The 20,644-nt window shown below is 64.7% G+C and carries 22 protein-coding genes; 10 read left to right on the plus strand and 12 right to left on the minus strand.

The genetic code is table 11. The features are described 5' to 3' along the window. The coding region (locus EOA33_RS04960; protein WP_245482237.1) for an FAD-dependent oxidoreductase at positions 1-681 on the minus strand (681 nt) is incomplete at its 3' end. 163 nt (positions 682-844) lie between these two features. Here EOA33_RS04960 and EOA33_RS04965 point away from each other — a divergent pair. Next, the gene (locus EOA33_RS04965) at positions 845-1,615 is read left to right on the plus strand and encodes a LysR substrate-binding domain-containing protein (protein ID WP_245482238.1); all 771 of its coding nucleotides are present in this window, start codon (positions 845-847) and stop codon (positions 1,613-1,615) included. A 325-nt stretch (positions 1,616-1,940) separates the two neighbouring features. Here EOA33_RS04965 and EOA33_RS04970 read toward each other — a convergent pair whose 3' ends face one another. Continuing rightward, entirely contained in the window at positions 1,941-2,750 is an 810-nt protein-coding gene (locus tag EOA33_RS04970; protein ID WP_126057158.1) for a class I SAM-dependent methyltransferase, read from the minus strand. Positions 2,751-2,888: 138 nt separating this feature from the next. On the opposite strand from EOA33_RS04970, the gene EOA33_RS04975 reads away from it, so the two are divergent. Genes EOA33_RS04975 through EOA33_RS04985 form a run of 3 tightly spaced genes read left to right on the plus strand, consistent with a single transcriptional unit; the run spans position 2,889 to position 5,900 of the window. After that, complete coding sequence (locus EOA33_RS04975; protein WP_126059279.1) at positions 2,889-3,998, plus strand: ABC transporter substrate-binding protein; 1,110 nt, start codon at positions 2,889-2,891, stop codon at positions 3,996-3,998. Next, positions 3,988-5,067, plus strand: a complete 1,080-nt coding sequence (locus tag EOA33_RS04980; RefSeq protein ID WP_126057157.1) for an iron ABC transporter permease — start codon at positions 3,988-3,990, stop codon at positions 5,065-5,067. The genes EOA33_RS04975 and EOA33_RS04980 overlap by 11 nt, the downstream gene beginning before the upstream one ends. After that, positions 5,061-5,900 (plus strand): ABC transporter ATP-binding protein, encoded by an 840-nt coding sequence (locus EOA33_RS04985; RefSeq protein WP_127400037.1) that lies wholly within the window; start codon positions 5,061-5,063, stop codon positions 5,898-5,900. The genes EOA33_RS04980 and EOA33_RS04985 overlap by 7 nt, the downstream gene beginning before the upstream one ends. 66 nt (positions 5,901-5,966) lie before the next feature. On the opposite strand, the gene EOA33_RS04990 is transcribed toward EOA33_RS04985, so the two are convergent. Further along, positions 5,967-7,622, minus strand: coding sequence for an ATP-dependent Clp protease adaptor ClpS (locus tag EOA33_RS04990; RefSeq protein ID WP_126057156.1), 1,656 nt, complete (start codon positions 7,620-7,622; stop codon positions 5,967-5,969). Positions 7,623-7,811: 189 nt separating this feature from the next. Further along, positions 7,812-8,171, minus strand: coding sequence for a VOC family protein (locus tag EOA33_RS04995; protein ID WP_126057155.1), 360 nt, complete (start codon positions 8,169-8,171; stop codon positions 7,812-7,814). 233 nt (positions 8,172-8,404) lie between these two features. Here EOA33_RS04995 and EOA33_RS05000 point away from each other — a divergent pair, with 233 nt between their 5' ends. The 3 genes from EOA33_RS05000 to EOA33_RS05010 are packed head-to-tail and all read left to right on the plus strand — an operon-like array spanning position 8,405 to position 11,040. Next, positions 8,405-9,127: an NUDIX domain-containing protein gene (locus EOA33_RS05000; RefSeq protein ID WP_126057154.1), complete on the plus strand. Its 723-nt coding sequence runs from the start codon at positions 8,405-8,407 to the stop codon at positions 9,125-9,127. A gap of 21 nt (positions 9,128-9,148) precedes the next feature. Continuing rightward, the gene (locus tag EOA33_RS05005) at positions 9,149-10,132 is read left to right on the plus strand and encodes an SPFH domain-containing protein (protein ID WP_126057153.1); all 984 of its coding nucleotides are present in this window, start codon (positions 9,149-9,151) and stop codon (positions 10,130-10,132) included. Between the two features lie 11 nt (positions 10,133-10,143). Beyond that, positions 10,144-11,040 (plus strand): NAD(+)/NADH kinase, encoded by an 897-nt coding sequence (locus tag EOA33_RS05010; protein WP_126057152.1) that lies wholly within the window; start codon positions 10,144-10,146, stop codon positions 11,038-11,040. Between the two features lie 164 nt (positions 11,041-11,204). Here the strand turns inward: EOA33_RS05010 and EOA33_RS05015 are convergent, their stop codons facing one another. Further along, entirely contained in the window at positions 11,205-12,092 is an 888-nt protein-coding gene (locus tag EOA33_RS05015) for an RNA polymerase sigma factor (RefSeq protein WP_126057151.1), read from the minus strand. Positions 12,093-12,148: 56 nt separating this feature from the next. After that, entirely contained in the window at positions 12,149-12,469 is a 321-nt protein-coding gene (locus tag EOA33_RS05020; protein ID WP_245455288.1) for a hypothetical protein, read from the minus strand. Positions 12,470-12,613: 144 nt separating this feature from the next. Between EOA33_RS05020 and EOA33_RS05025 the strand changes: the two genes are divergently transcribed. Both EOA33_RS05025 and EOA33_RS05030 read left to right on the plus strand, forming a co-directional pair. Continuing rightward, positions 12,614-12,979 carry a VOC family protein gene (locus EOA33_RS05025; protein ID WP_126057150.1) on the plus strand — a complete coding sequence of 122 codons (366 nt, stop codon included), beginning with the start codon at positions 12,614-12,616 and terminating at the stop codon, positions 12,977-12,979. A 44-nt stretch (positions 12,980-13,023) separates the two neighbouring features. Further along, on the plus strand, positions 13,024-13,893 hold the full coding sequence (locus EOA33_RS05030) for an alpha/beta hydrolase (protein WP_126057149.1): 870 nt from the start codon (positions 13,024-13,026) through the stop codon (positions 13,891-13,893). Between the two features lie 52 nt (positions 13,894-13,945). Here the strand turns inward: EOA33_RS05030 and EOA33_RS05035 are convergent, their stop codons facing one another. The 5 genes from EOA33_RS05035 to EOA33_RS05055 all read right to left on the minus strand — a co-directional run bounded on the left by EOA33_RS05035 (position 13,946) and on the right by EOA33_RS05055 (position 19,145). Then, positions 13,946-15,601: an FAD-binding dehydrogenase gene (locus tag EOA33_RS05035; RefSeq protein ID WP_126057148.1), complete on the minus strand. Its 1,656-nt coding sequence runs from the start codon at positions 15,599-15,601 to the stop codon at positions 13,946-13,948. Between the two features lie 39 nt (positions 15,602-15,640). After that, entirely contained in the window at positions 15,641-16,627 is a 987-nt protein-coding gene (locus EOA33_RS05040) for a Gfo/Idh/MocA family oxidoreductase (protein WP_126057147.1), read from the minus strand. A gap of 268 nt (positions 16,628-16,895) precedes the next feature. Then, positions 16,896-17,471, minus strand: coding sequence for a YceI family protein (locus EOA33_RS05045; RefSeq protein WP_126057146.1), 576 nt, complete (start codon positions 17,469-17,471; stop codon positions 16,896-16,898). Positions 17,472-17,540: 69 nt separating this feature from the next. Then, positions 17,541-18,113: a cytochrome b gene (locus tag EOA33_RS05050; RefSeq protein ID WP_127405113.1), complete on the minus strand. Its 573-nt coding sequence runs from the start codon at positions 18,111-18,113 to the stop codon at positions 17,541-17,543. Between the two features lie 141 nt (positions 18,114-18,254). Further along, the gene (locus tag EOA33_RS05055) at positions 18,255-19,145 is read right to left on the minus strand and encodes a LysR family transcriptional regulator (RefSeq protein ID WP_126057144.1); all 891 of its coding nucleotides are present in this window, start codon (positions 19,143-19,145) and stop codon (positions 18,255-18,257) included. 96 nt (positions 19,146-19,241) lie between these two features. Here EOA33_RS05055 and EOA33_RS05060 point away from each other — a divergent pair, with 96 nt between their 5' ends. Next, the gene (locus tag EOA33_RS05060; RefSeq protein ID WP_126057143.1) at positions 19,242-20,237 is read left to right on the plus strand and encodes an aldo/keto reductase; all 996 of its coding nucleotides are present in this window, start codon (positions 19,242-19,244) and stop codon (positions 20,235-20,237) included. A 239-nt stretch (positions 20,238-20,476) separates the two neighbouring features. On the opposite strand, the gene EOA33_RS05070 is transcribed toward EOA33_RS05060, so the two are convergent. After that, positions 20,477-20,644, minus strand: a 168-nt coding sequence (locus EOA33_RS05070; RefSeq protein WP_190234197.1) for a nucleotidyltransferase family protein, incomplete at its 5' end; no start/stop codon positions are given.

Genomic DNA, 20,644 nt, shown 5'->3' on the forward strand with positions numbered 1-20,644 from the left:
GTCGTAAAACCGCATGACCTCGCGCGCATGATCATAGGCGTGAAGCACCGAGCCCACGAGAAGGGCCGGGCCAAGCGGGTGCAGCCGGTATTCGAACGCCGTCACTATGCCGAAATTGCCACCGCCGCCGCGCAAGGCCCAGAACAGTTCTGGATGCTCGTGGGCGCTTGTTCGCAACAGCCGCCCGTCGGCCGTGACGATTTCGGCCGCGATCAGATTATCGCAACTCAGGCCGTGCTTGCGCCCGAGCTTGCCGAAGCCTCCGCCGAGCGTCAGGCCGGCAATACCGGTGTCGCCGTTGACGCCCATGGTTGTCGCAAGACCGTACGCCTGTGTGGCGGCGTCGAACTCGCCGAGATTCAGGCCGGCCTCGGCCCTGACGATGCAGCGCTCGGGATCGACGACAATTTTCTTCATGCGGGATAGATCGATCACCATGCCATCGTCGCACACGGACAGGCCGGCGACGTTATGGCCGCCGCTGCGCACCGCCACGACGAAGCCCTGCAACCTGGCGTAGGTCACGGCATGGACGACGTCACCGGCATCGGCGCAAAAGACGATTGCGGCGGGGCGTTTGTCGATCGCCCCGTTCCAGACCTTGCGCGCCTGGTCGTAGGCAGTGTCCGTCGGCAATACCAATTCGCCTCGCAGACCTCGGCGCAGTTGTTCGACCGCCACAGTCTGGGAATGGGATCGGCCCAATGGCGCGTCGGCCTTTCGTGGGATCTCCATCGCTGTTCTCCCGCCGTTCGAACAACGTTACGGTCTCACACGGTCCAACCTTCTGCAAAAGCGAAATTCTCGGCTGCTGGATGAGAAGAATTCATCTAGGCTGCCGCGCATGACAAACCGCCCGCCGCTGCGCGCATTGCACGCCTTTGAGGCCGCCGCCCGGCACGGCAGCTTCAAGGCCGCGGCGGTGGAGCTCGGCGTGACGCCGACGGCGATCAGCCACCAGGTCCGCTTGCTGGAAGAGATATGCGGTCGCAAGCTGTTTCAGCGCCGGCCGCGCCCGCTCGTGCTGACGAGCGCGGGAGTGCGGCTGTTTCCGATCCTGCGCAACGGCTTTGATCTTCTCGCCGGCTCGCTTGCCGCGGTCGCCGAGCCCGATTTTCAGGCGCCATTGCGGGTAACGAGCCCGAACGCTTTCGCGAGTCGATGGCTCGTGCCCCGGCTGCCGAAATGGCGAGAGGCCAACCCGGCAATACCACTGGAGATCATCGGAACGGACGCGGTACTCGATCTGCGCGCCGGCGCCGCGGATGTAGCGATCCGCTATACGCGTCGCCCGCCTTTGCACTTTGCCGCGCAGGAGATATGCCGCGATTCCTTCTTTCCGATTTGCAGTCCCCAATTGTTGGCAAGCGATGGGCGGCTGATCGAGCGCGCCGCCGATCTCCTGCGTTATCCTTTGATCCACTTTGACTGGATGAACCGGGATCCGGATGCTCCCACCTGGTCCCGGTGGCTGGCGATGGCCCGATCAATCGATCCGGAGTCAATCCCGGACAAAGCCTGGGATTTGAGCTTTCGCGAGGAACTGCATGCGATCGACGCGGTTGTCGCCGGGCAAGGCATTGCGATCTGCAGTGATATTGTGGTCGGCCGCTAAAACGGCTCTCTCGTCAAGGCGCATCCAATGTCCTTGCCGGGCTACAGCTTTTATGTCGTCTGGATGCACCACAGTGCCCGATCCGCGGTTATAGAATCCTTCCTGGGCTGGATGAGAACCGTCATATGAGACCGTCCAACCCGCGCGCCGTGGGCGGGAAGGGAACAAGTGGCTGTTGTTGCCGCCGGTGATGTAGCGCTAGGCGGTCCCATACGGACTGGGAGCGAGCGGAAGGACTGCTGTCAGGATTAGACAGACAGCGAGATCGATCGATTTTTCGATGCCCTCGCAACGTTGCGAACACCGCAATTTCGACGTTTCATGGTTAGAGACGGGACCTGAAAGCTCGCGCCGGCTTGGTCGCGCAGATTGCATAGCGATGCTGCATCGAGCGTTCCAGCGCCTTGAGGAAGTTCAGGTGCCGCGCCTGTGCGCGATGAATCGCGCCGAGCCGGATGTCGACCACAGGCACCTCGAAGCCAGCCTCCGCAAGAAGCGCGCAGACCTCGTCCGCTTTGGCGCCGCGCGAAAAGTGGAGCCGCGACAGGATGCTGCGATGGCGGTCCATCATCGCCTGGTCCAGAGCGCCGGCCGCCTCGACCGTTGAGCCGGGCAGTCTCTCCAAGATCCTACGCAGACGGGCTGCCCAGGTCTCGGATACGAAGTCACCATCAACTATCAGCAACCGTCCGCCGGGCTTGAGCAGCGAGAACCATTCGGCGAACGCCGCTCGCGGATCGACCAACGTCCAGACGAGATGACGGGTGACGAGGACGTCGTAGCAGTCCTTTTCTTCGAGCGTGCGCTCCGCGTCGCCGAGCAGGAACCGGATGCCGCTTTCCCTTTGCGTTGCCTTCGCACGCGCCTTGGAAAGCATGGCCTCTGACCAGTCCAGTCCTGTCACGGCGTAGCCCAAGTCGTACATGAGATGGGATACAACCCCGGTGCCGCAGGCGAGATCGAGCGCGCGCCGGCGGTTCCCGGCGCCCAGGTGCTTGAGGATCAGCCTGTGCCAGGCTCTGCGCTCCCGCTCGGAGAAGATCTCATGCCCCACTGAGACGTCGAAGGTCTCCGCACGCGCCGACCAGTAATCACGTATTTCGTCCCGCAGCGAATAATTGGCCTCGCCCACCATTCCAAACCCTTGTCGTGGTGCCCAGTCTGGAATGGCTCTAAAAGATATTTCTTGAGATTTGAAGTCATCTTTTATAAGCCGCCTCTGACAATCCACCTAAGAGAGGGCGTGATGACTTTTGGAAGGATCGCGACGGGGATGATGGCGGCCGCTATCGTTGCCCTGCTGACGCTGGCCGCAAGGGCGGAGATGGTGAAAGTGACTGACGTCACCGGCCGAGAGATCGAGGTGAACGTTCCGGTCGAGAGGGTCATCCTGGGCGAAGGCCGGCAGGTCTATCTCGTCGCGGCGCTCGACGCCGAGGACCCGTTCAAGCGCATCGTCGGCTGGCGCGAGGATTTCAGCCAGGCGGATCCAGACAACTACGCCGCCTACCTCGAGAAATTCCCCAGGATGGCAGAGATTCCCACCTTCGGTGGCTTCAAGGACGGCACCTTCGATGTCGAGCAGGCCGTCTCGCTTAAGCCAGATGTCATCCTGATGAACATCGAGTCGAAGCAGGCGACCGAGGACGCCAAGTATATCGAGAAGCTCGCCTCCGCCGGCATTCCGCTCGTCTATGTCGATTTCCGCGAGCGCCCCTTCATCAACACCGAGCCCAGCATGCGCCTCTTCGGCAAGCTGTTCGGCAAAGAGGAGCGCGCCGAGGAGTTCATCGCCTTTCGCGCCGCCGAGATCGCCCGCGTCACCGACGTGATTGAGAAAGCCAAGCCGGCAAGGCCCAAGGTCTTTATCGAGCGTGCCGGTGGCTATTCGGAAGACTGCTGCATGAGCTTCGGCGATGACAATTTCGGCAAGTTCGTCGAGATGGCGGGCGGCGACAACATCGCTATGGACATCATTCCGGGCACGTTCGGCACGCTCAATCCCGAACAGATCATCGCCTCGAACCCGGATCAGATCATCGTCACTGGCGGCTGGTGGGAAGCCTATGTGCCGGGCGGCGCCTGGGTCGGTGTCGGCCCCGGCCGCGACGAGGCCGAGGCGCTGCGCAAGCTGAAGGCGCTGACCGAACGGCCGGCGCTGACTGGCGTGAAGGCCGTCGAGAACGGTCAGGTGCATGCCATCTGGCATCAGTTCTACAACAGCCCCTATCAGTTCGTCGCCATCCAGCAAATGGCGAAGTGGCTGCATCCGGATCTTTTCGCCGACCTCGACCCCGAAGCGACCTTCAGGGTGCTGCACGAGAAGTTCCTGCCGGTCGCCTACAGGCCGGGCCACTGGGTCTCGCTGACCGATGTCGATTGAGACGACGGCCGCCGGCGCCGCGGTCGATCGCACCGAGGGACGAGGGCGTTATCGCGCCCTCGTCTGGCGACGGCAGATCATTCTCGCCGGCCTTTGCGCCGCCCTGCTCTTGAGCCTCTGCGTCGACCTTGCGGTCGGTCCAGCTCGCTATGGGCTCGGTGAGGTCGTGCGGGCGCTTCTTGCTCCTGATACGGTGCCGCAGCAGGTGCGCGTGGTGCTCTGGGAAATCCGCATGCCGGTGGCGCTGATGGCCATCGTCGTGGGAGCGGCGCTCGCCGTGGCCGGCGCGCAGATGCAGACAATCCTCAACAACCCGCTGGCGAGCCCCTTCACGCTCGGTATATCAGCCGCCGCGAGTTTCGGCGCAGCACTTGCACTGGCCTTCGGCGTGAGGCTCATCCCCGCCGCGGTCGAATATGTCGTGCCGATCAACGCCTTCGTGATGGCGATGCTGGCGGCGTTCCTCATTCACATGCTGAGCGTCAAGCGCGGCGTCAGCGTGGAGACCATCGTGCTGCTCGGCATCGCGCTGGTCTTCACCTTCAACGCGCTGCTCGCGCTCGTCCAGTTTTTCGCATCGGCGGAAGCGCTGGCGGCAGTCGTCTTCTGGACCATGGGTAGCCTCACCAAGGCCACCTGGCCCAAGCTCGCCGTCACTACATTCATTCTCCTCGCAGTTTTGCCCATTTTCGCGCGGCGCGCCTGGGCGCTGACGGCGCTGCGGCTGGGCGAAGACAAGGCAGCCAGCTTTGGCGTCAAGGTCGGTCGCTTGCGGCTGGAGACGCTGATGCTGGTGACTCTTCTCGCCGCCATCCCCGTCGCCTTCGTCGGCACCATCGGCTTCATCGGCCTCGTTGGTCCGCATATCGCACGGATGGTCATCGGGGAGGACCAGCGCTTCTTCCTGCCCGCGTCGGCCCTGTCGGGCGCGCTGATCCTGTCGGCGAGCTCCGTGGTCAGCAAGTCGCTCATCCCCGGGACAGTCTTCCCGATCGGCATTGTCACCTCGCTCATCGGCATTCCGTTCTTCATCTCGCTCATCCTGTCCAGCGCGAGGCGCTCATGGTGACGATCCAGCTCGACGCGCTCGGCGCGCGCTACGGCAAGAGTCTTCGGCTTCGGGATGTGACCACACCTGCGTTCGAGGGCGGCGACATCGTGGCCGTGATCGGCCCGAACGCGGCCGGCAAGTCGACGCTCTTCAGGCGCATCTCCGGGCTTCTGCACGGACCGGGCCAGGTGCATGTCGACGGTGCGTCCCGGGGGCGGAATGCCATCTGCTACATGCCGCAGGACACCTCCGCCAATGCGGTGCTCACCGTCTATGAGTCGGCGCTGCTCGCCCGCAAGCAGGGAATGGGCTGGTCTGTGGGCGACGATGATCTGGCTTGCATCGACGAGACTCTGGCGGCGCTCGGCATCGCCGACATCGCTTTCCGCAATGTGGGCGAGCTTTCCGGCGGCCAGCGGCAGCTCGCCAGCCTGGCGCAGACGCTGGTGCGCGAGCCGGAAATCCTGCTGATGGACGAACCGACATCGGCACTCGATTTGTCGCGGCAGGTGGAGGTGCTCGGCCTCATGCGGGAACTTGCCCGGGCGCGAGGCATGGTCGTGCTGATCGCCCTGCACGACCTCAATCACGCCCTGCGCTTCAGCGATCAGGCGATGGTCATCGCGGATGGCCGGCTGGTCGCATGCGGGCCGTCGCCGGACATCATCACATCCGATCTGCTCCGGGATATTTATCACGTCGACGCGCGCGTCGAGCCGTGCTCGCGCGGCATCGGCCACGTCATCGTGGATGGCGTGGCGGATGGGCGTCGGACGGTCGTTATGTCGGCAGCGGAAACTGAATCCGGGATCCGGAGGAGATTCGAAGCGGCAGCCGTTCCGGCCGCATGACGGCAACCGCATTACGCCGCTTGCAGCGAACAGGTCGCCGTCACCTGCCCCTATTCGGCCACTGGCTCAGCAACTCGATGGCCCGTCGGTTGCGCCGCCAAGCAGCCTGACGTTGAGCCGGCCGCCGGTGAACAGCATGTCGTCCAGGGCCTCGGCCAGATCCTCGGGGGTCACCACCTCTCCGTCGCCACGCATGATGCTGGTCTGCGCGGTACGGCGCATGAGCTCCTTGATGAACGCCGCGCTGACCCCCTTCGTCCGCGCCACAGCTTCGCTCACGATCTTATCGGAAAGTTTCAGCCCGCCGCCATAGAGGCGCACCAGCTTCTCCCGGCAGTCGTCGTCCGGCAGCGGCACCTCGATGGCTTGGTCGATACGTCCCGGCCGCCCGGTGAGAGCGCCTTCAAGTTGCTCGGGCCGGTTGGTGGTCAGGATGAACAGGATGTCGGCATTGTCCTTCAAACCGTCCATCTCGTTGAGCAGGGTGTTGAGGAGCGCTTCCTCGCATGGACCTCCCATGCTCTCGCGGTCGCGGGCAATCAGGTCCACGTCCTCGATCACGACCGTAGCCGGCTGTAGCAGGCGCGCCAGGGTCATGTATTGCGACAACAGGCCCATCTGGTCGGCCGTTATGATCAGTGTCGTGTGGCCAGGGAGATTGGCGGCGAGGTGACGTATGGTGTGCGTCTTGCCGGTGCCCGGCGGGCCGTAAAGCAAGATGCCCTTGCGCGTCGATTGCCCAAGCCGTCGCAGCGCCTCCCGGCTCTCGATGAACCGGATCACGTTGCGGTCGAGAAGCTTCAAAGTCCGTTCCGGCAGGATGATCGCGTCGCGCTGCACCTGCGGCAAGCGATGGACCATCACTCCCTTGGAGCGGCCGCGATAGTCACCTTCCGACTCGAGCGAGAGAACCTTGCCGCGGTAGGATCGCGCAGCATTGATCGCGGCCTCCAGTTGGGAGAAGCAACGGTCCACAAGGGCAACGCCATCCTCGCCGGCCGGCACCGCGATCTCGACGCAGGTTCCGGCCTCGTGACCATACTCACGGTGAAAGGACAGCACGACCGCGTAGTGCAGGTCTCCATCCCGATTGAGCCACAAGCCATTGTTGAGGCACTTGATCGGATCGCTCTCGCCGATATCGACGTCCTGGTACTGCGCTGCCGAGATGGTGACGGCGAACTGACCTTCCTTCGTCAACGCGGCAAAGGTCAGCGTCTCGTAGCGATGTTGCTCGTAGAGACCGAAGAAGCGAACCGGCGAGGCCGAGAACAGCTTGTCGAGCGCCACCTGCACGTCGGCGCGCATGTGGCCGGGAAACTGGCGGGAGGTCGCGATGATCTCGTCATGCGCCAGTCCGTCGAAATGCCAGGCGATCGCTTCATGGGCATACTTGAACTTTTTGTTGCGCGGAGCCTGTGCGGCATGGCCGGCCGTGGCCGCGCCTTCAGTTTCGCCGGGAGCGGCGGTGATGCGAAGCGGGTGACCGGCAGCCTTGATGCGCTGCTGCGCGGTGTCCAGCATCGCCTTCGCCACCGCGAAAGGGTAGCTGCCGCACACTGCCTTTCCCTGCTGCGCCACCGTCGCGGTCAAGGCCTCGGCCTCTGCCTCCGATCGATCGAAGACCGAGCGAACGAGATTGACGACAAACTCCCATGGGGTCTGATCGTCATTGTGAATGACAAGCTGCAGATCGATTGTCTCGGCGGGCGTATCGCGCAAGGTAACGGCTCGCTTCCCAGCTTGCTGCAGATCAACACTATATGCGTCAGGTTGCACGAATTGTTAACAACTTAAAGAGGACCGCTAAGAGCAACTGCCTGCCGCTGGGGATGTCGTCAGGCGGAGCGCTTAGCATTTGTATTCTGAGTTCGGGATGTTGCGCGCAGAGCAGGCGGTCAGCGGCATTGATTACTTGAATTCAAACAGTTCAATCAGGTTGCCCGATGGGTCTTTCAGAAGCCTGGCTCGACCGGCTCCCGCCTCGCTGATTTCGCCCCTGAATTCGGCCCCATCGGCATCCAACCGGCTGATGAGCCCATCCAAGTCCTTCGTGACAATCATGAACCGGTTCCAGCCGCCAGGCTCCGGATTGCCGCCGGCAGTGCCTCCGCTGCCCGCTCCCGGGGCGCTCAAATAGAGCGTCAGGTCATCACGAACAAGCGCTGCGAACTTGCCGGGATTGTGCATGTTCACCGAGAACTCGAGTCTGTCGCGATAGAACTCGACCGATCTATCCACGTCCGTCACGATGTACCGGATGGAGGCCATTGCGCGAGCTCCGTCTTGACCGCACAGCTTTACTTGCAAACGCGCGGATCTGCGTGGCGTTCCAACAGCACCCCGAACAGCCTGACATCGAGTTAACGGCGATCAGCGCACAAGACAGGGGCATGGACGATCTGCGCTCACCTTTCTTGACCGTCTCTCGAACTCCTGCGTGTCAGTTGACATATATTCAAGATAGATATATGTAACTTGCGTAATAGGCATGAGACACGTTGATGACCGAGACCGATTTCCTCAAGGATTACGACCCCAACGCATTCCAGCGGCCGTCGGTGGCGGTCGACCTCGTCCTGCTGGGGCTGCGCGACGGCCGTCCCACGGTCCTGCTGCTCAAACGCGACCAGCATCCGCATGCGGGCCGCTGGGCGTTGCCGGGCAGCTTTGTCGGCATTGACGAGTCCCTCGATGCCGCTGCCGCGCGGGTGCTGCGCGACAAGACCGCAATTGAGGGTGCTCGCCTCGAACAGCTCTACACCTTCGGCGCGGTCGATCGTGACCCGCGCATGCGCATCATCAGCGTTGCCTATCTCGTTCTGCTGACCGAGACGGCCTTCGACGCGGCCGCGCGGGCGATGCCAACTTTGCTGCCCGCCGCGATCCATGTGCCCTGGGCCGGCGAGGCCGGCGGTCCGGTCAACGTGCTGTCGCCGGACAACGAAAAGCTCACGCTCGCCTTCGACCACGCCGACATCCTGGCGATGGCGATGCTCAGGCTGCGCGGCAAGCTCGATTATTCCGACGTCGCCTTCGCGCTGCTGCCGGAACTGTTCACGCTGCGGCAGCTCCAGGATGTGCACGAGGCAATTCTGGGTACCGCGCTCAACAAGCCGGCCTTTCGCCGGCGGCTGCTCGACAAGGGCTGGTTGGCGGCGACCGGCGCCTATGAGGCGGGCACCGCCTACCGACCGGCAGAACTTTACCGTTTCCAGCGTCCGTAACCGATTGAGGGAGAGACTACCATGGCCACCATCCGCAACTTCGGCTTCATCGCCCAGCTCCGCAGCGAGGCAAGCAGCCACGTCATCCGCTATCGCGATGGTCGCGTGAAGCAGAGCGGCCGCGGCCTGGTGTTCTGGTTCGCGCCGGAAACCGCCAGCATTGCCGAAGTGCCGATGGACGACCGCGAGATGACACTGTTCGTCAAGGGCCGCAGCCAGGATTTCCAGACCGTGGCCGTGCAGGGCACGATCGGCTGGCATGTCGTTGATCCCGGGCGGCTGGCGGAGCGCGTCGATTTCAGCATCAATCTGAGGACCGGCAAGCCGCAGGGCGAGCCGATCGAGAAGATACAGGCGCGCATCGCCGGCATCGCCAACCAGGCGGTGCAGCAATATCTCGGACAGGCGCCGGTCCGCGCGCTTCTCGACGCCGGCCCCGCCCCGTTGCGCGAGCGGCTGCAGGCGGTTGTCGCCGCCGACCCGGCGCTGATCGACATCGGCGTCGCCGCGGTCACCGTGCGGCTCACCAACCTCACCCCGACGAGCGAGCTCGAGCGGGCCTTGCAGACACCGACCTTCGAGGCCCTGCAGCAGAAGGCCGACGAGGCGACCTTCGAGCGTCGGGCGCTCGCCGTCGAAAAGGAGCGTGCCATCGCCGAAAATGAAATGGCGACCAGGACGGAACTGGCCCGGCGCGAGAAGCTGTTGATCGCCGAGGAGGCCGAAAACGTCCGCAACCGCGCCACCGGCGCGGCGGAGGCGCAGCAGGTCGAGGCGGCCGCCGAGGCGGAGCGCATCCGCACCGTCGAGGGCGCCAAGGCCGAGGCCGAACGGCAGCGCATCGCCATCTACCGCGACCTGCCGCCCGCGATCCTGCTCGGCCTCGCCGCCCAGCAGCTCGCCGGCAAGCTGGAGAAGATCGAGCACGTCAACGTGACGCCGGACCTGCTCGCCACCGTGCTCGGCGAATTCCGCAAGAGCCCGGCGGTGATCGAGGCCCGCTGAGGGGGCGAACCATGGCGGCGAACCGACCCCGCGCGGTCTTCGTGACGCGAGAGACCGACTACGAGCTTCTGGTCGCGCGCCACGCGACGCGCGACCAGGCACGCTTCTTCCTGCAGACGCGCGGCCAGCGTCTCGAGGATGTCGAGGTCCGGCACGACAACTTCCATGCCGTGCTGGGCGCGGCACGGGCCTCGGTGCCGGCGGATTGGCGCCAGACCTTGGTCAAGCGCGCCCACCTCGACCGTTTCCTGTTCGCGGCCGACGACGTTGTCGTGCCGGTGGGACAGGATGGGCTGGTCGCCAATGTCGCCAAGTACCTCGACGGCCAGCCCGTGCTCGGCGTCAATCCGGCGCCGGATCTCTATGACGGTGTGCTGGTGCGCATCGGCGTCGGCCGGCTGGGCAAGCTGCTCGCCGCCAGCATAGCCGGCAATGTCGGCATCGAAGCGCGAACCATGGTTCAGGCCGAGCTCGACGGAGGCGAAACGCTCCTCGCGCTCAACGAGATCTTCGTAGGCCACCGTAGCCACCAGTCGGCCCGTTACCGGATCGAGGCCGGGGGCGAGGCGGAAAACCATTCCTCCAGCGGCCTCATCGTCGCCTCCGGCACCGGCGCGACAGGCTGGGCGCGCTCGATCATGGAAGCGACGCATCTCGACCTGTCGCTCGGCCGCGAAGAGCACGCGGTGGGCTTCTGGGTGCGCGAGCCGTTTCCGAGCGTCGCCACGACCACCAATTTGCGTGCCGGCAAGATCACCGAGAACCCGCTTCTGATCACATCGCGGATGAACGACGGCGGCGTCATCTTCGCCGACGGCATCGAGCAGGATTTCATCGCCTTCGACTGGGGCAGGCAGGTCCAGCTGCAGCCGGCATCGCGGGCGCTACGGCTGGTCGTCGATCAGTGACCGACGGGTGTCGGCGCGAGGTGGATGCCGCCGCGTCGGAGCCAGCCAGTTCGACGGGACGGCCTAGGGGCCGCCCCGCCTGCGTTGCCTTCCCGGTACGGCCTAGTGGCCCGATCCGGCATGCCCACCGACCTGTTCGGGCAGTGATGGCGCCTCGCTTCCGTTCAGTCGATCAGACGGATATCCGCATCCGCCAGGCAGTAGGGCGCGTAGCGGAAATCGCGGATAGCCGCGACCTCTTCGCCGCGCCACTCGACCAGCATGAAGCCGCGGACCGCGCCGTCCGGAGTCCGCGGATCGCGGATCAGGATCGCCGGCCGGCCGTCGACAAAACCGAGCGAGAGCACCCAATCGCTGACGCGGTCGTAATTGCCGAAATAGGTCGAGGCTTGCTTCTTGCCTCTGAGACGCGTGCGGTTGACGACTTCGAGCTGGATATCCTCGGCGATCAGCGCCCTGACGGCGTCGAAGTCGCGCGCGTTGAACAGGTCGACGTAGTGGCGCAGTCGCCGCTCGTCGTCGGCATCGAGCGCCGGCATGACGGCTTCTTCCGGCGCTGCTGCCAACGCCCTCAACTCGGCCCGCCCGCGATGCAGCGCCGCCTTGGTGGCGGCCAGCGTCGCGCCCGTCGCTTCGCAGGTTTCGGAAAGGCTGAGGCCGAGCACGTCGACCAGGATAACGGCGCTGCGCTGCGGCAGAGTGAGCTGCATGAAAGTGCGCAGGCTGGTGGCAGCCGCAAGCCTCGCCTCCGCGCTGGCGGAGAGGTCTTCCACTCCGGTCATATCGGCCTCGCTTAAGCGGGAACGCTCCCGCTGGCGGCGGCGCAGATGGTCCTGCGCCGCATTGTGGGCGATGCGAAACAGCCATTGCTCCGGACGGTCGACTGCGGCGTTGCCGTCGATCGCCTGCAGCGCCTTCAGCACCGTCTCCTGCACGATGTCCTCGCCGTCGATGACGGAGCCGGCCATGCGGGCTGCGTAGCGGTGCAGCTTCGGACGCAGGCCGGGCAGCATCGCGTCCAGCGCCGCCCGGTCGAATTTCGATGACATCATTGCGTTCATTCCCGAGCAGGCTGCGGCACGGCGCCAAGGCCGCGCCGGCACTGAGGTCAGGCCGGCATGGCCTCAACGGCATTGTCCAGCATACGATAGTTGCCGACGATTTTTGCCGCCGATCTGGCGAGAGGGCCGGACCGCCGCTCGGCGTGGTCGGCGCCGAAAGTCTTGAAGGAGTCGAGCCCGGTCAGGGCGGCGCTGTCCTTGTCATACCCGACAAGATGCACGAACTCGCCATTCTCCAGCTCCAGAACGAGGTAGCGCACGGATAGCGGCTTCGTTTCGTCGAGCGCCTCGAACACCTTTGCAACCAGCATACGGTTTTCGGCGATGCTTTCATCCTTCACGCCGTAGCGGATGAGACTGTAGCCCATTGTCATCTCCTTTTCTGGGTTTGCACACAGAAGACGTTCCGCAGCATCGAAAAGATTCTCAGGGTTTCCGAATCTTTTTGCGCATCTGCGTCGTCCTTCATCCGTCGAGGCCGCGCGGCGGCCTCCGCGATGAGGAGAGACATCATGCATATCCAGTTTGCCGAACTTCCGGTATTCGATCAGGACCGCGCCAAGGCGTTCTACACCGACCATTTCGCCTGCCAGGTGGCAGCCGACCAACCGATGGGCGACGGCGGCTGGCGCTGGATCGAGCTGGCATTTCCCGACGCCGTCACCAACCTGCATTTTATCAGACGCGCCGATGAGGCGCCGGGGGTCGAACCAGTGCTGGTTCTGGTCGATGGCGATGTCGAAACGACAATCGCCGCGTTGAGGGCGCGCGACGTCGAAATCATCACCGAGCCTCAGGAAGCTCCGTGGCAGCCTGGCCGCACCGTTGCCGAGTTCCGCGACAGCGAGGGCAACCGCATGGTTGTCGCCGGCAAATGACCGGCGCGCCAGACCGAATCTTGAGAAGCAACGGGAGAGATGGAATGACCCTCCAATCGTCGACGCTGAAAGTGCCGGGCGCCAGCCTGTATTACGAGACGCCCGGCTCCGGCCCCGTGCTGCTGATCATCCCCGGCGGACCGCAGGACGCCGGTGTTTTCGCCGGGTTGGCTGGCCGTCTCGCCGACCGATACACGGTGGTCGCCTACGACCCGCGCGGCAATTCGCGCAGCACCTTCGACGAGCAGCCTGAGGAACAGAACCTCGATGTCCATGGCGACGATGCCGCGCGGCTGATCGAGGCGCTCGGCGCCGGGCCTGCCTATGTGTTCGGTACCAGCGGCGGCGCCCAGATCGGGCTCAATCTCGCCGCCCGCCATCCTGGCCAAGTGCGGGCGCTGGTGGCGCACGAACCGCCCAGCATGATGTTGCTTGACGACCCGTCGCATGCGTTGGCCGGCATGCGCGACCTGCACGATACCTATCGCAGCCAAGGCGTCGGGGCGGCGATGCGGAAATTCTTCAGCGAGAACGGCCTGTCCGAAGGGCCGGATCAAGGTGAAGCAGGGCCGAACGATGCTGAGACCCAGGATGCGCCGCCGCCGTTTGAACCGACACCCGAAGAGGCCGAGACTTTTGCGCGCGTCAGCAGCAATTTCGAATACTGGCTGGCGCATGGCGTCATGCCGCTCTCGCTGTACCGTCCCGACGTCGAGGCGCTGCGTGGCGCCGCTGTCGTAGTCGGTATCGGCGAAGAGTCCGTCGGCCAGCCGATCGACGGCATGGGCAAGGCGCTGGCCGACAGGCTCGGTGTCAAGCGCGCCGCCTTTCCCGGCGACCATATGGGTTTTGGGCACTATCCCGATCGCTTCGCTGAGACCTTGCATCTGGCGCTCGGCGGCGTAGGAGCCTAGTCCGCAGGTTGACCCTGGTACGGCGTCCGCGCCTGCGGGGGCCGGTCTTCCCTCAGGCGACCGCCTTGGCCGCCGCCCGCCCGGCGCTGCGGCCGGAGAAGATGCAGCCGCCGAGAAATGTGCCTTCCAGCGCGGCATAGCCATGCACGCCGCCGCCGCCGAAGCCGGCGGCTTCGCCGACCGCATAGAGGCCGGGGACCGGCTGGCCCCCGGCATCGAGCACGCGGCTGTCCAGATCGGTCTGCAGGCCGCCCAGCGTCTTGCGGGTGAGGATGTTGAGCCGCACCGCGATCAGCGGGCCGTTCGCCGGATCGAGCATCTTGTGCGGCTTGGTGGTGCGGATCAGCTTGTCGCCGATATAGGCGCGGGCGCCGCGCAGTGCCGTGATTTGCATGTCTTTCGAGAACGGATTGTCGAGCTGCCGGTCGCGGGCGCGGATTTCGCGCTCGACCTCGGCGACATCGAGCAGCGGCTCGCCGCCAGCCAGCGCATTCATGCGCTTGACCAGCGTCGAAAGGTCGGCCTCGACGATGAAATCCTCGCCCTTCTCCATGAAGGCTTTGACCGGGCCGGGAATGCCTGACGTCGCGCGGCCCAGCACCTGGCGCCAGCTCTTGCCCGTCAGGTCCGGGTTCTGCTCGGAGCCGGACAGCGCGAACTCCTTCTGGATGATTTTCTTCGTCAGGATGAACCAGGAATAGTCGAAGCCGGTGCGCATAATGTGGCTGAGCGTGCCCAGCGTGTCGAAGCCCGGATAGAGCGGCACCGGCAGGCGCTTGCCGCGCGCGTCGAGCCACAGCGACGACGGGCCGGGCAGGATGCGGATCGCGTGGTCGGTCCAGATCGGCGCCCAGTTCCTGATGCCCTCGACATAGTGCCACATGCGGTCGCGGTTGATGATCGAGCCGCCGGCCGCCTCCGTGATCGCCAGCATGCGGCCATCGACATGGTCGGGCACGCCGGTGATCATCCGCTTGGGCGCGGTACCCAGCCGATGCGGCCAGTTCTTGCGCACCAGCTCGTGATTGGCGCCGATGCCTCCGGAGGCGACGATCACCGCTTGCGCGTGCAGTTCGAAATCGCCGGCGATGTCGCGCGCGCTCTTGCGGCCGCGCTCGACGCTGCTTGGCTCGAGGATGTCGCCGCGCACGCCATCGACGGTCGTGCCCGTTCGCGTCAGCTCATTGACACGATGGCGGAATTTGAACTGGACCAGCCCGCGTTTCTCCGCTTCCCGCACACGCAGGACAAAAGGTTCGAGTACGCCGGGGCCGGTGCCCCAGGTGACGTGGAAGCGCGGCACCGAATTGCCGTGGCCGATGGCATTGCCGCCGCCGCGTTCCGCCCAGCCGACGACGGGAAAGAATTTCAGCCCGCGTTCGATCAGCCAGGAACGCTTTTCGCCGGCGGCAAAGCCGACATAGGCCTCGGCCCATTTGCGCGGCCAGAAATCTTCCGCGCGGTCGAAAGCCGCGGTGCCCATCCAGTCTTCCAGCGCGAGATCGTGCGAATCGCGGATGCGCATGCGCCGCTGCTCCGGCGAATCGACCAGAAACAAACCGCCGAACGACCAGAAGGCCTGGCCGCCCAGCGACTGCTCCGGTTCCTGGTCGACGATGATGATCTTCTTGCCGGCCTCGGCCAGCTCGGCCGCGGCGACGAGGCCGGCCAGCCCCGCGCCGACAATGATCACGTCCGCGTCAGCCATTTCTCCTCCCAGGATTAGCCGGCTTTCTTAATGCAGAGGTCAGACGGCTTCCCAGCCGTCCTTGCCGCCGGCGCGGAAGATGGCATCGATGACCTTCTGGTTGAGCACCGATTCCTCCAGCGTGAAGACGCGCTCCTTGCCGCCCTGCGCCGCCCTGGCGAAGGTCTCGACCTCCAGCCGGTACTGCTGCGTGCCGGGGAAGCGGAACACCTGCGCCTCGGTGTGGTTCTGGTTGTGCAACTCGACCCGATGGTGGTCGTAGAGCCCGGCATTGAACGGCGAGAACACCTCGATGAAACCCTTCTCGCCGTGGAACACCATCACCTGCCGCGCCGCCATCTGCGTCGACAGGTAGAAGGACAGTTCGAAGTCGCCGAAATCGGCGCGGATCGAGGAATAGATGTCGGTGCCGAAGGTCTTGTCGCGCTCGATCGTCGCCTGCACGCGCTGCGGCTCCTTGCCGGTCGAAAAGCGTGTCGACACCGTCGGGTAGACGCCGATGTCGGGCAGCGCGCCGCCGCCGAGGTCGAGCTGGTTGCGCATGTTCTTGGGGTCGACATTGTAATAGGAGAACGCGCCCTGCACATGGCGCAGCCGGCCGATGGCGCCGCTGGCGATGAGGTCGCGCACCTTGATCCATTGCGGGTGGTAGATGACCATGAAGGCCTCGCACACCAGCACTTTCTTCTCATCGCGCAGTTGGATCAGCGGCGCGATGTCCTTGGCGTCGAGCGCCAGCGGCTTCTCGACCAGCACATGTTTTCCCGCTACGATCGCCTTCGCCGTCCATGCGACATGCTGCGAGGTCGGCAGCGGGATGTAGACGCCGTCGATGTCCTTCGACGCGAGCAGTTCCTCATAGGAGCCGAAAGCATGCGGCGCGCCGAAACGGTCGGCGAGCGCCCGGGCTTTCGCCAGATCGCGGCTGGCGATCGCCGACAGGACGCCGTTCTCCGCCTCGACGATCGCCGGCAACAGCTGCTCGCGGCCGATCTTGGCCGTCGACAGAACACCCCATCGGAACATCACGCTTCTCCATGTCGAATTGCATCATGGAGGTGTGCCCCAATTCAGGGGAAAAGCCAATCGCAGACGCGGGTCACAAAGCGTCTTCGTCATCCTCGGGCTTGACCCGAGGATCCATTCCGTGACCTGTGACGTAAGGTGCAACGGTGCAGAATTCTGTAACCGTTGCAACGCCTTAGCATCACGGAATGGATCCCCGGGTCTGCGCGCGTCGCTTCGCTCCTTGCTTCGCCCTGGGATGACGAACCCGAGGGGGGCGAGCTTGGAACTAGCCCCTCTTGCCCGTCAGCGTCATGTCGAAGTTGACGACGTTGGAATAGATCGGCGTGCCGACATCCATGCCGTAGCGCGACCTCAGCACCCTGCCGGTGACGTGGAATTTGATCGTGCCGGCCTTGAGGCTGCTGAGCTCGGCGGTGAATTTTTCCGGAAACGTCTTGCCGCGCGCCGTCAGCCGGCCGGTGACCAAGGCCGTCGTGTCGCCGGTACGGGTCACGCTGGTCGAGCGGAACTGGATTTCCGGGCTGTTGGCGCTGTCGAACACCGCGTCGGAGCGCAGGAAGGCATCGATGCGGTTCTGGCCGGTGCCGACGCTCTCGGGATAGATGGTGAGGTTGACCTGCGAGCGTTCGACATTGGCGTCATCGATGCGGATGCTGCCCTTGAAGCGGGCGAAGGCGCCGTCGAACCCGCCGCCGCCGGCCTTGCCGATGGTGAAACGGATGCTCGATGCGGCCGGGCTGATCGTGTAGCTGCCGGCGGCGTCGCTGAGCGCCACTGCCGCGTAAACAGGCATGGCAAGGCAAGCAGCAACGGCCGCGTATCCGAGGATCCGCGCATGCATGGGGATGGTCCTTTTGCTGAGGCAGCGCATTGCTGCCTTCTCGCCTCACCAACGAATGACGATGCCGTTCTATTCCTCACCTGACGAAGGCGTGATCATGCGCGCAAGCACGCTATCGCGCAGCCAGAAATGGTGGCGCACTGCCGCCAGTATGTGCAGCGCGACAAGCGCGATGCCGGCATAGGCAAGATACCAGTGCGCCGCCGTCCAGAAGCTCTCCGCCGCGTCGGATACGGCCAGCGGCAGGTTGGGCATCACGAACAGATTGAATGGCATGCTGGGGATTTCCAGCGTCGAGACCGACACCAGCGCCCAGCCGGACAGAGGCAGCGCGATCTGGAAGGCATAGAGCAGAATATGCGCGAGTGGTGCTGCCCGCCGCTCCAGGGTGCCGACCGATGACGGCAAGGGTGGCACCGCATTGCCGAGCCGCCACGCGACGCGCAGGATGATCAAGCCAAGCAGCAGGAAGCCGAAGGATTTGTGCAGCTGGATCAGCTCGAAGGCGGTGCGCTGGCTTTCGATCCGCATCATCGCGAAGCCGAGCACGAACTGGCCGATGAAGATCAACCCGATCAGCCAGTGCAGGATGATCGTTGCCCAGCCGTAGCGGGTGGAGGTGTTGGTGATTGACGATTCCATGGCCGAAAAACGCCGCTGAGGTCAGCTTTCTTCCAGGCTACCCTATGCCCCACTCTCCACACAATTCCGGGCGCCGGCGGCGGCCAATAAGGTTGGCGACCAACCTTGGAGCGATGGTTTCGCCGCGGGCCTGCAGCGCGCCTACCCGCTCACCTTGAAGAAATCCACGAAAGCCCTGAGCGCCGGCCGCATCTGCCGACGGCTCGGATAATAGACGAAGAAGCCGTCGAAGGATGGGCACCAGTCATCCAGCACGCGGATCAGCCTGCCGGTTGCGAGCGGGGTGCGGACATAGTCCTCGAAGACGAAGGCGAGCCCGGCGCCGCCGACCGCCGCCTGGGCGATCAGATGGTCCTCGTCGAGGATTAGCGGCCCTTGCGCAGCGATCTCGATCTCCTCGCCGTCCTTCTCGAACTCCCAGCGATAGAGGATGCCGCTGGAAAAGCGGAAGCGGATGCAGCGGTGGTCGGCAAGCTCGCGCGGGTGGCTCGGCTTGGGGCTGGTCGCGAAATAGGACGGCGCGCCGACCACGGCACCGCGAAGATCCGGGCCGATGCGCACCGCGATCATGTCGCGCTGCAGGCTCTCGCCGAGCCTGACGCCGGCGTCGAAGCCGCCCTCGACGACATCGGTGAAGCGGTCCTCGATGACAATTTCCAGCACGATGTCGGGATAGGCGACGGCGAAGGCGCCGAGCCTCGGCGTCAGCGTCAGGTGCGCTGCCGTGCGCGGCACGGTCAGCCGCAGGTTGCCGGCCGGTCGGTCGCGCGCCTCTACCGCCGTCTCCAGCGCAAGGTCGATCTCGGACAATGCTGGCCGCAGCCGTTCGAGCAACTGCGCGCCCTCCTCTGTCGGCGCCACGCTGCGCGTGCTGCGGGCCAGGAGCCGCACGCCGAGCCGGGCCTCCAGGCTCGACACCGCGTGGCTGACTGCCGACGGCGCAATGCCGAGCTCGCGCGCGGCGCCGCGGAAGCTGGCGCATTGGGCGACCGTGGCGAGCACCGCGAGCTGGGAAAGGTTCGTTCGGTTCATTGATCTATCTTTTGGAACAAGTTGTGCGAAAGAGACATGATTATCGAACGGCGTGCAAGGCACTATTTCTCCCCCATCGCAACAAGGAGATGCGCCATGCAAACCCGCAAGCTTGGAACTGAACTCGAAGTCTTCCCCGTCGGCCTCGGCTGCATGGGCATGAGCTTCGGCTATGGCGGCCAGCCGGAAGCCGAGGCGATCGCCACGCTGCGCCGCGCCATCGAGATCGGCGTCACCTTCTTCGACACGGCCGAGGTCTATGGCCCCTACGAGAACGAGATCCTGCTCGGCAAGGCGTTGAAGCCGGTGCGTGACAAGGTGACGATCGCCACCAAATTCGGCTTCAAGATCCTGGAGGAGGGCAGCGGCACCGACCGCATGGCCGGCGTCGACAGCCGCCCCCAACATGTCAAGGCAGTGGCCGAGGCCTCGCTCAAGCGCTTGAATACCGATGTGATCGACCTCTATTACCAGCACCGTGTCGACCCCAACGTGCCGATCGAGGACACAGTCGGCGCCATGGCCGAGCTGGTGCGCGAGGGCAAGGTCCGCGCCCTCGGCCTCTCGGAGGCGAGTGCGACGACCATCCGCCGGGCGCATGCCGTGCACCCGATATCGGCGGTGCAGAGCGAATATTCGCTGTGGAGCCGCGACCCCGAGGATGAGGTGTTCGCCGTCTGCCGCGAGCTCGGCATCGGCTTTGTGCCCTACAGCCCGCTGGGACGCGGCCTGCTCACCGGCACGATCGCCAAGCCCGATGTCCTCGGCGCCGGCGACTGGCGCCTCGGCCTGCCGCGCTTCCAGGCCGAAGCCATGGCAGCCAACGCCAAGGTTGTTGCCACACTGGAAAAGATGGCGGCGGAGAAGGGCGTGACATCGGCACAACTGGCGCTCGCCTGGGTGCTGCACCAGGGCGATTTCATCGTGCCGATCCCCGGCGCGCGGAAAATCCGCCATCTGGAGCAGAACACGGCAGCAGCCGGGGTCGAATTGAGTGCTGCGGAGGTGGCTGCCATCGGCGACGCGCTGTCGCCGGATAAGGTGGTCGGCAAGCGCTATACCGAGGAGCTGATGGCGCTGGTGAATGGGTGAGTACGCAGAATGCTGAATGGAAAGGGACGCTTCGGCGCCCCTTTTGTTGAGGTGCTGGTGCGAGGCACCCCCTCTGTCCTGCCGGACATCTCCCCCTCAAGGGGGGAGATTGGCTGTCACCGCCGCTTTCGCCAATTACGAACGTTTGAAGGAAAGGCGCGGCGTCAAAGCTGCTGATCTCCCCCCTTGTGGGGGAGATGCCCGGCAGGGCAGAGGGGGGCGCCTCGCGCTTACATATCCTACCACGGCACCACCTCAATCTCTGGCCAGCACTCCTGCGCCCTTTTCCCCTTCGCCTCATGCGTCCGCTGGTTGTCCATCACCCGGTTCGGTGTAATCCGGAACGAAAACACATCGTCCAGCCCGAACGGCGCCACCAGCTCCAGCGCTCCGTCCCGGCCGTACCG

The sequence above is a fragment of the Mesorhizobium sp. M4A.F.Ca.ET.050.02.1.1 genome, from assembly GCF_003997725.1.
Taxonomy (GTDB): Bacteria; Pseudomonadota; Alphaproteobacteria; order Rhizobiales; family Rhizobiaceae; genus Mesorhizobium.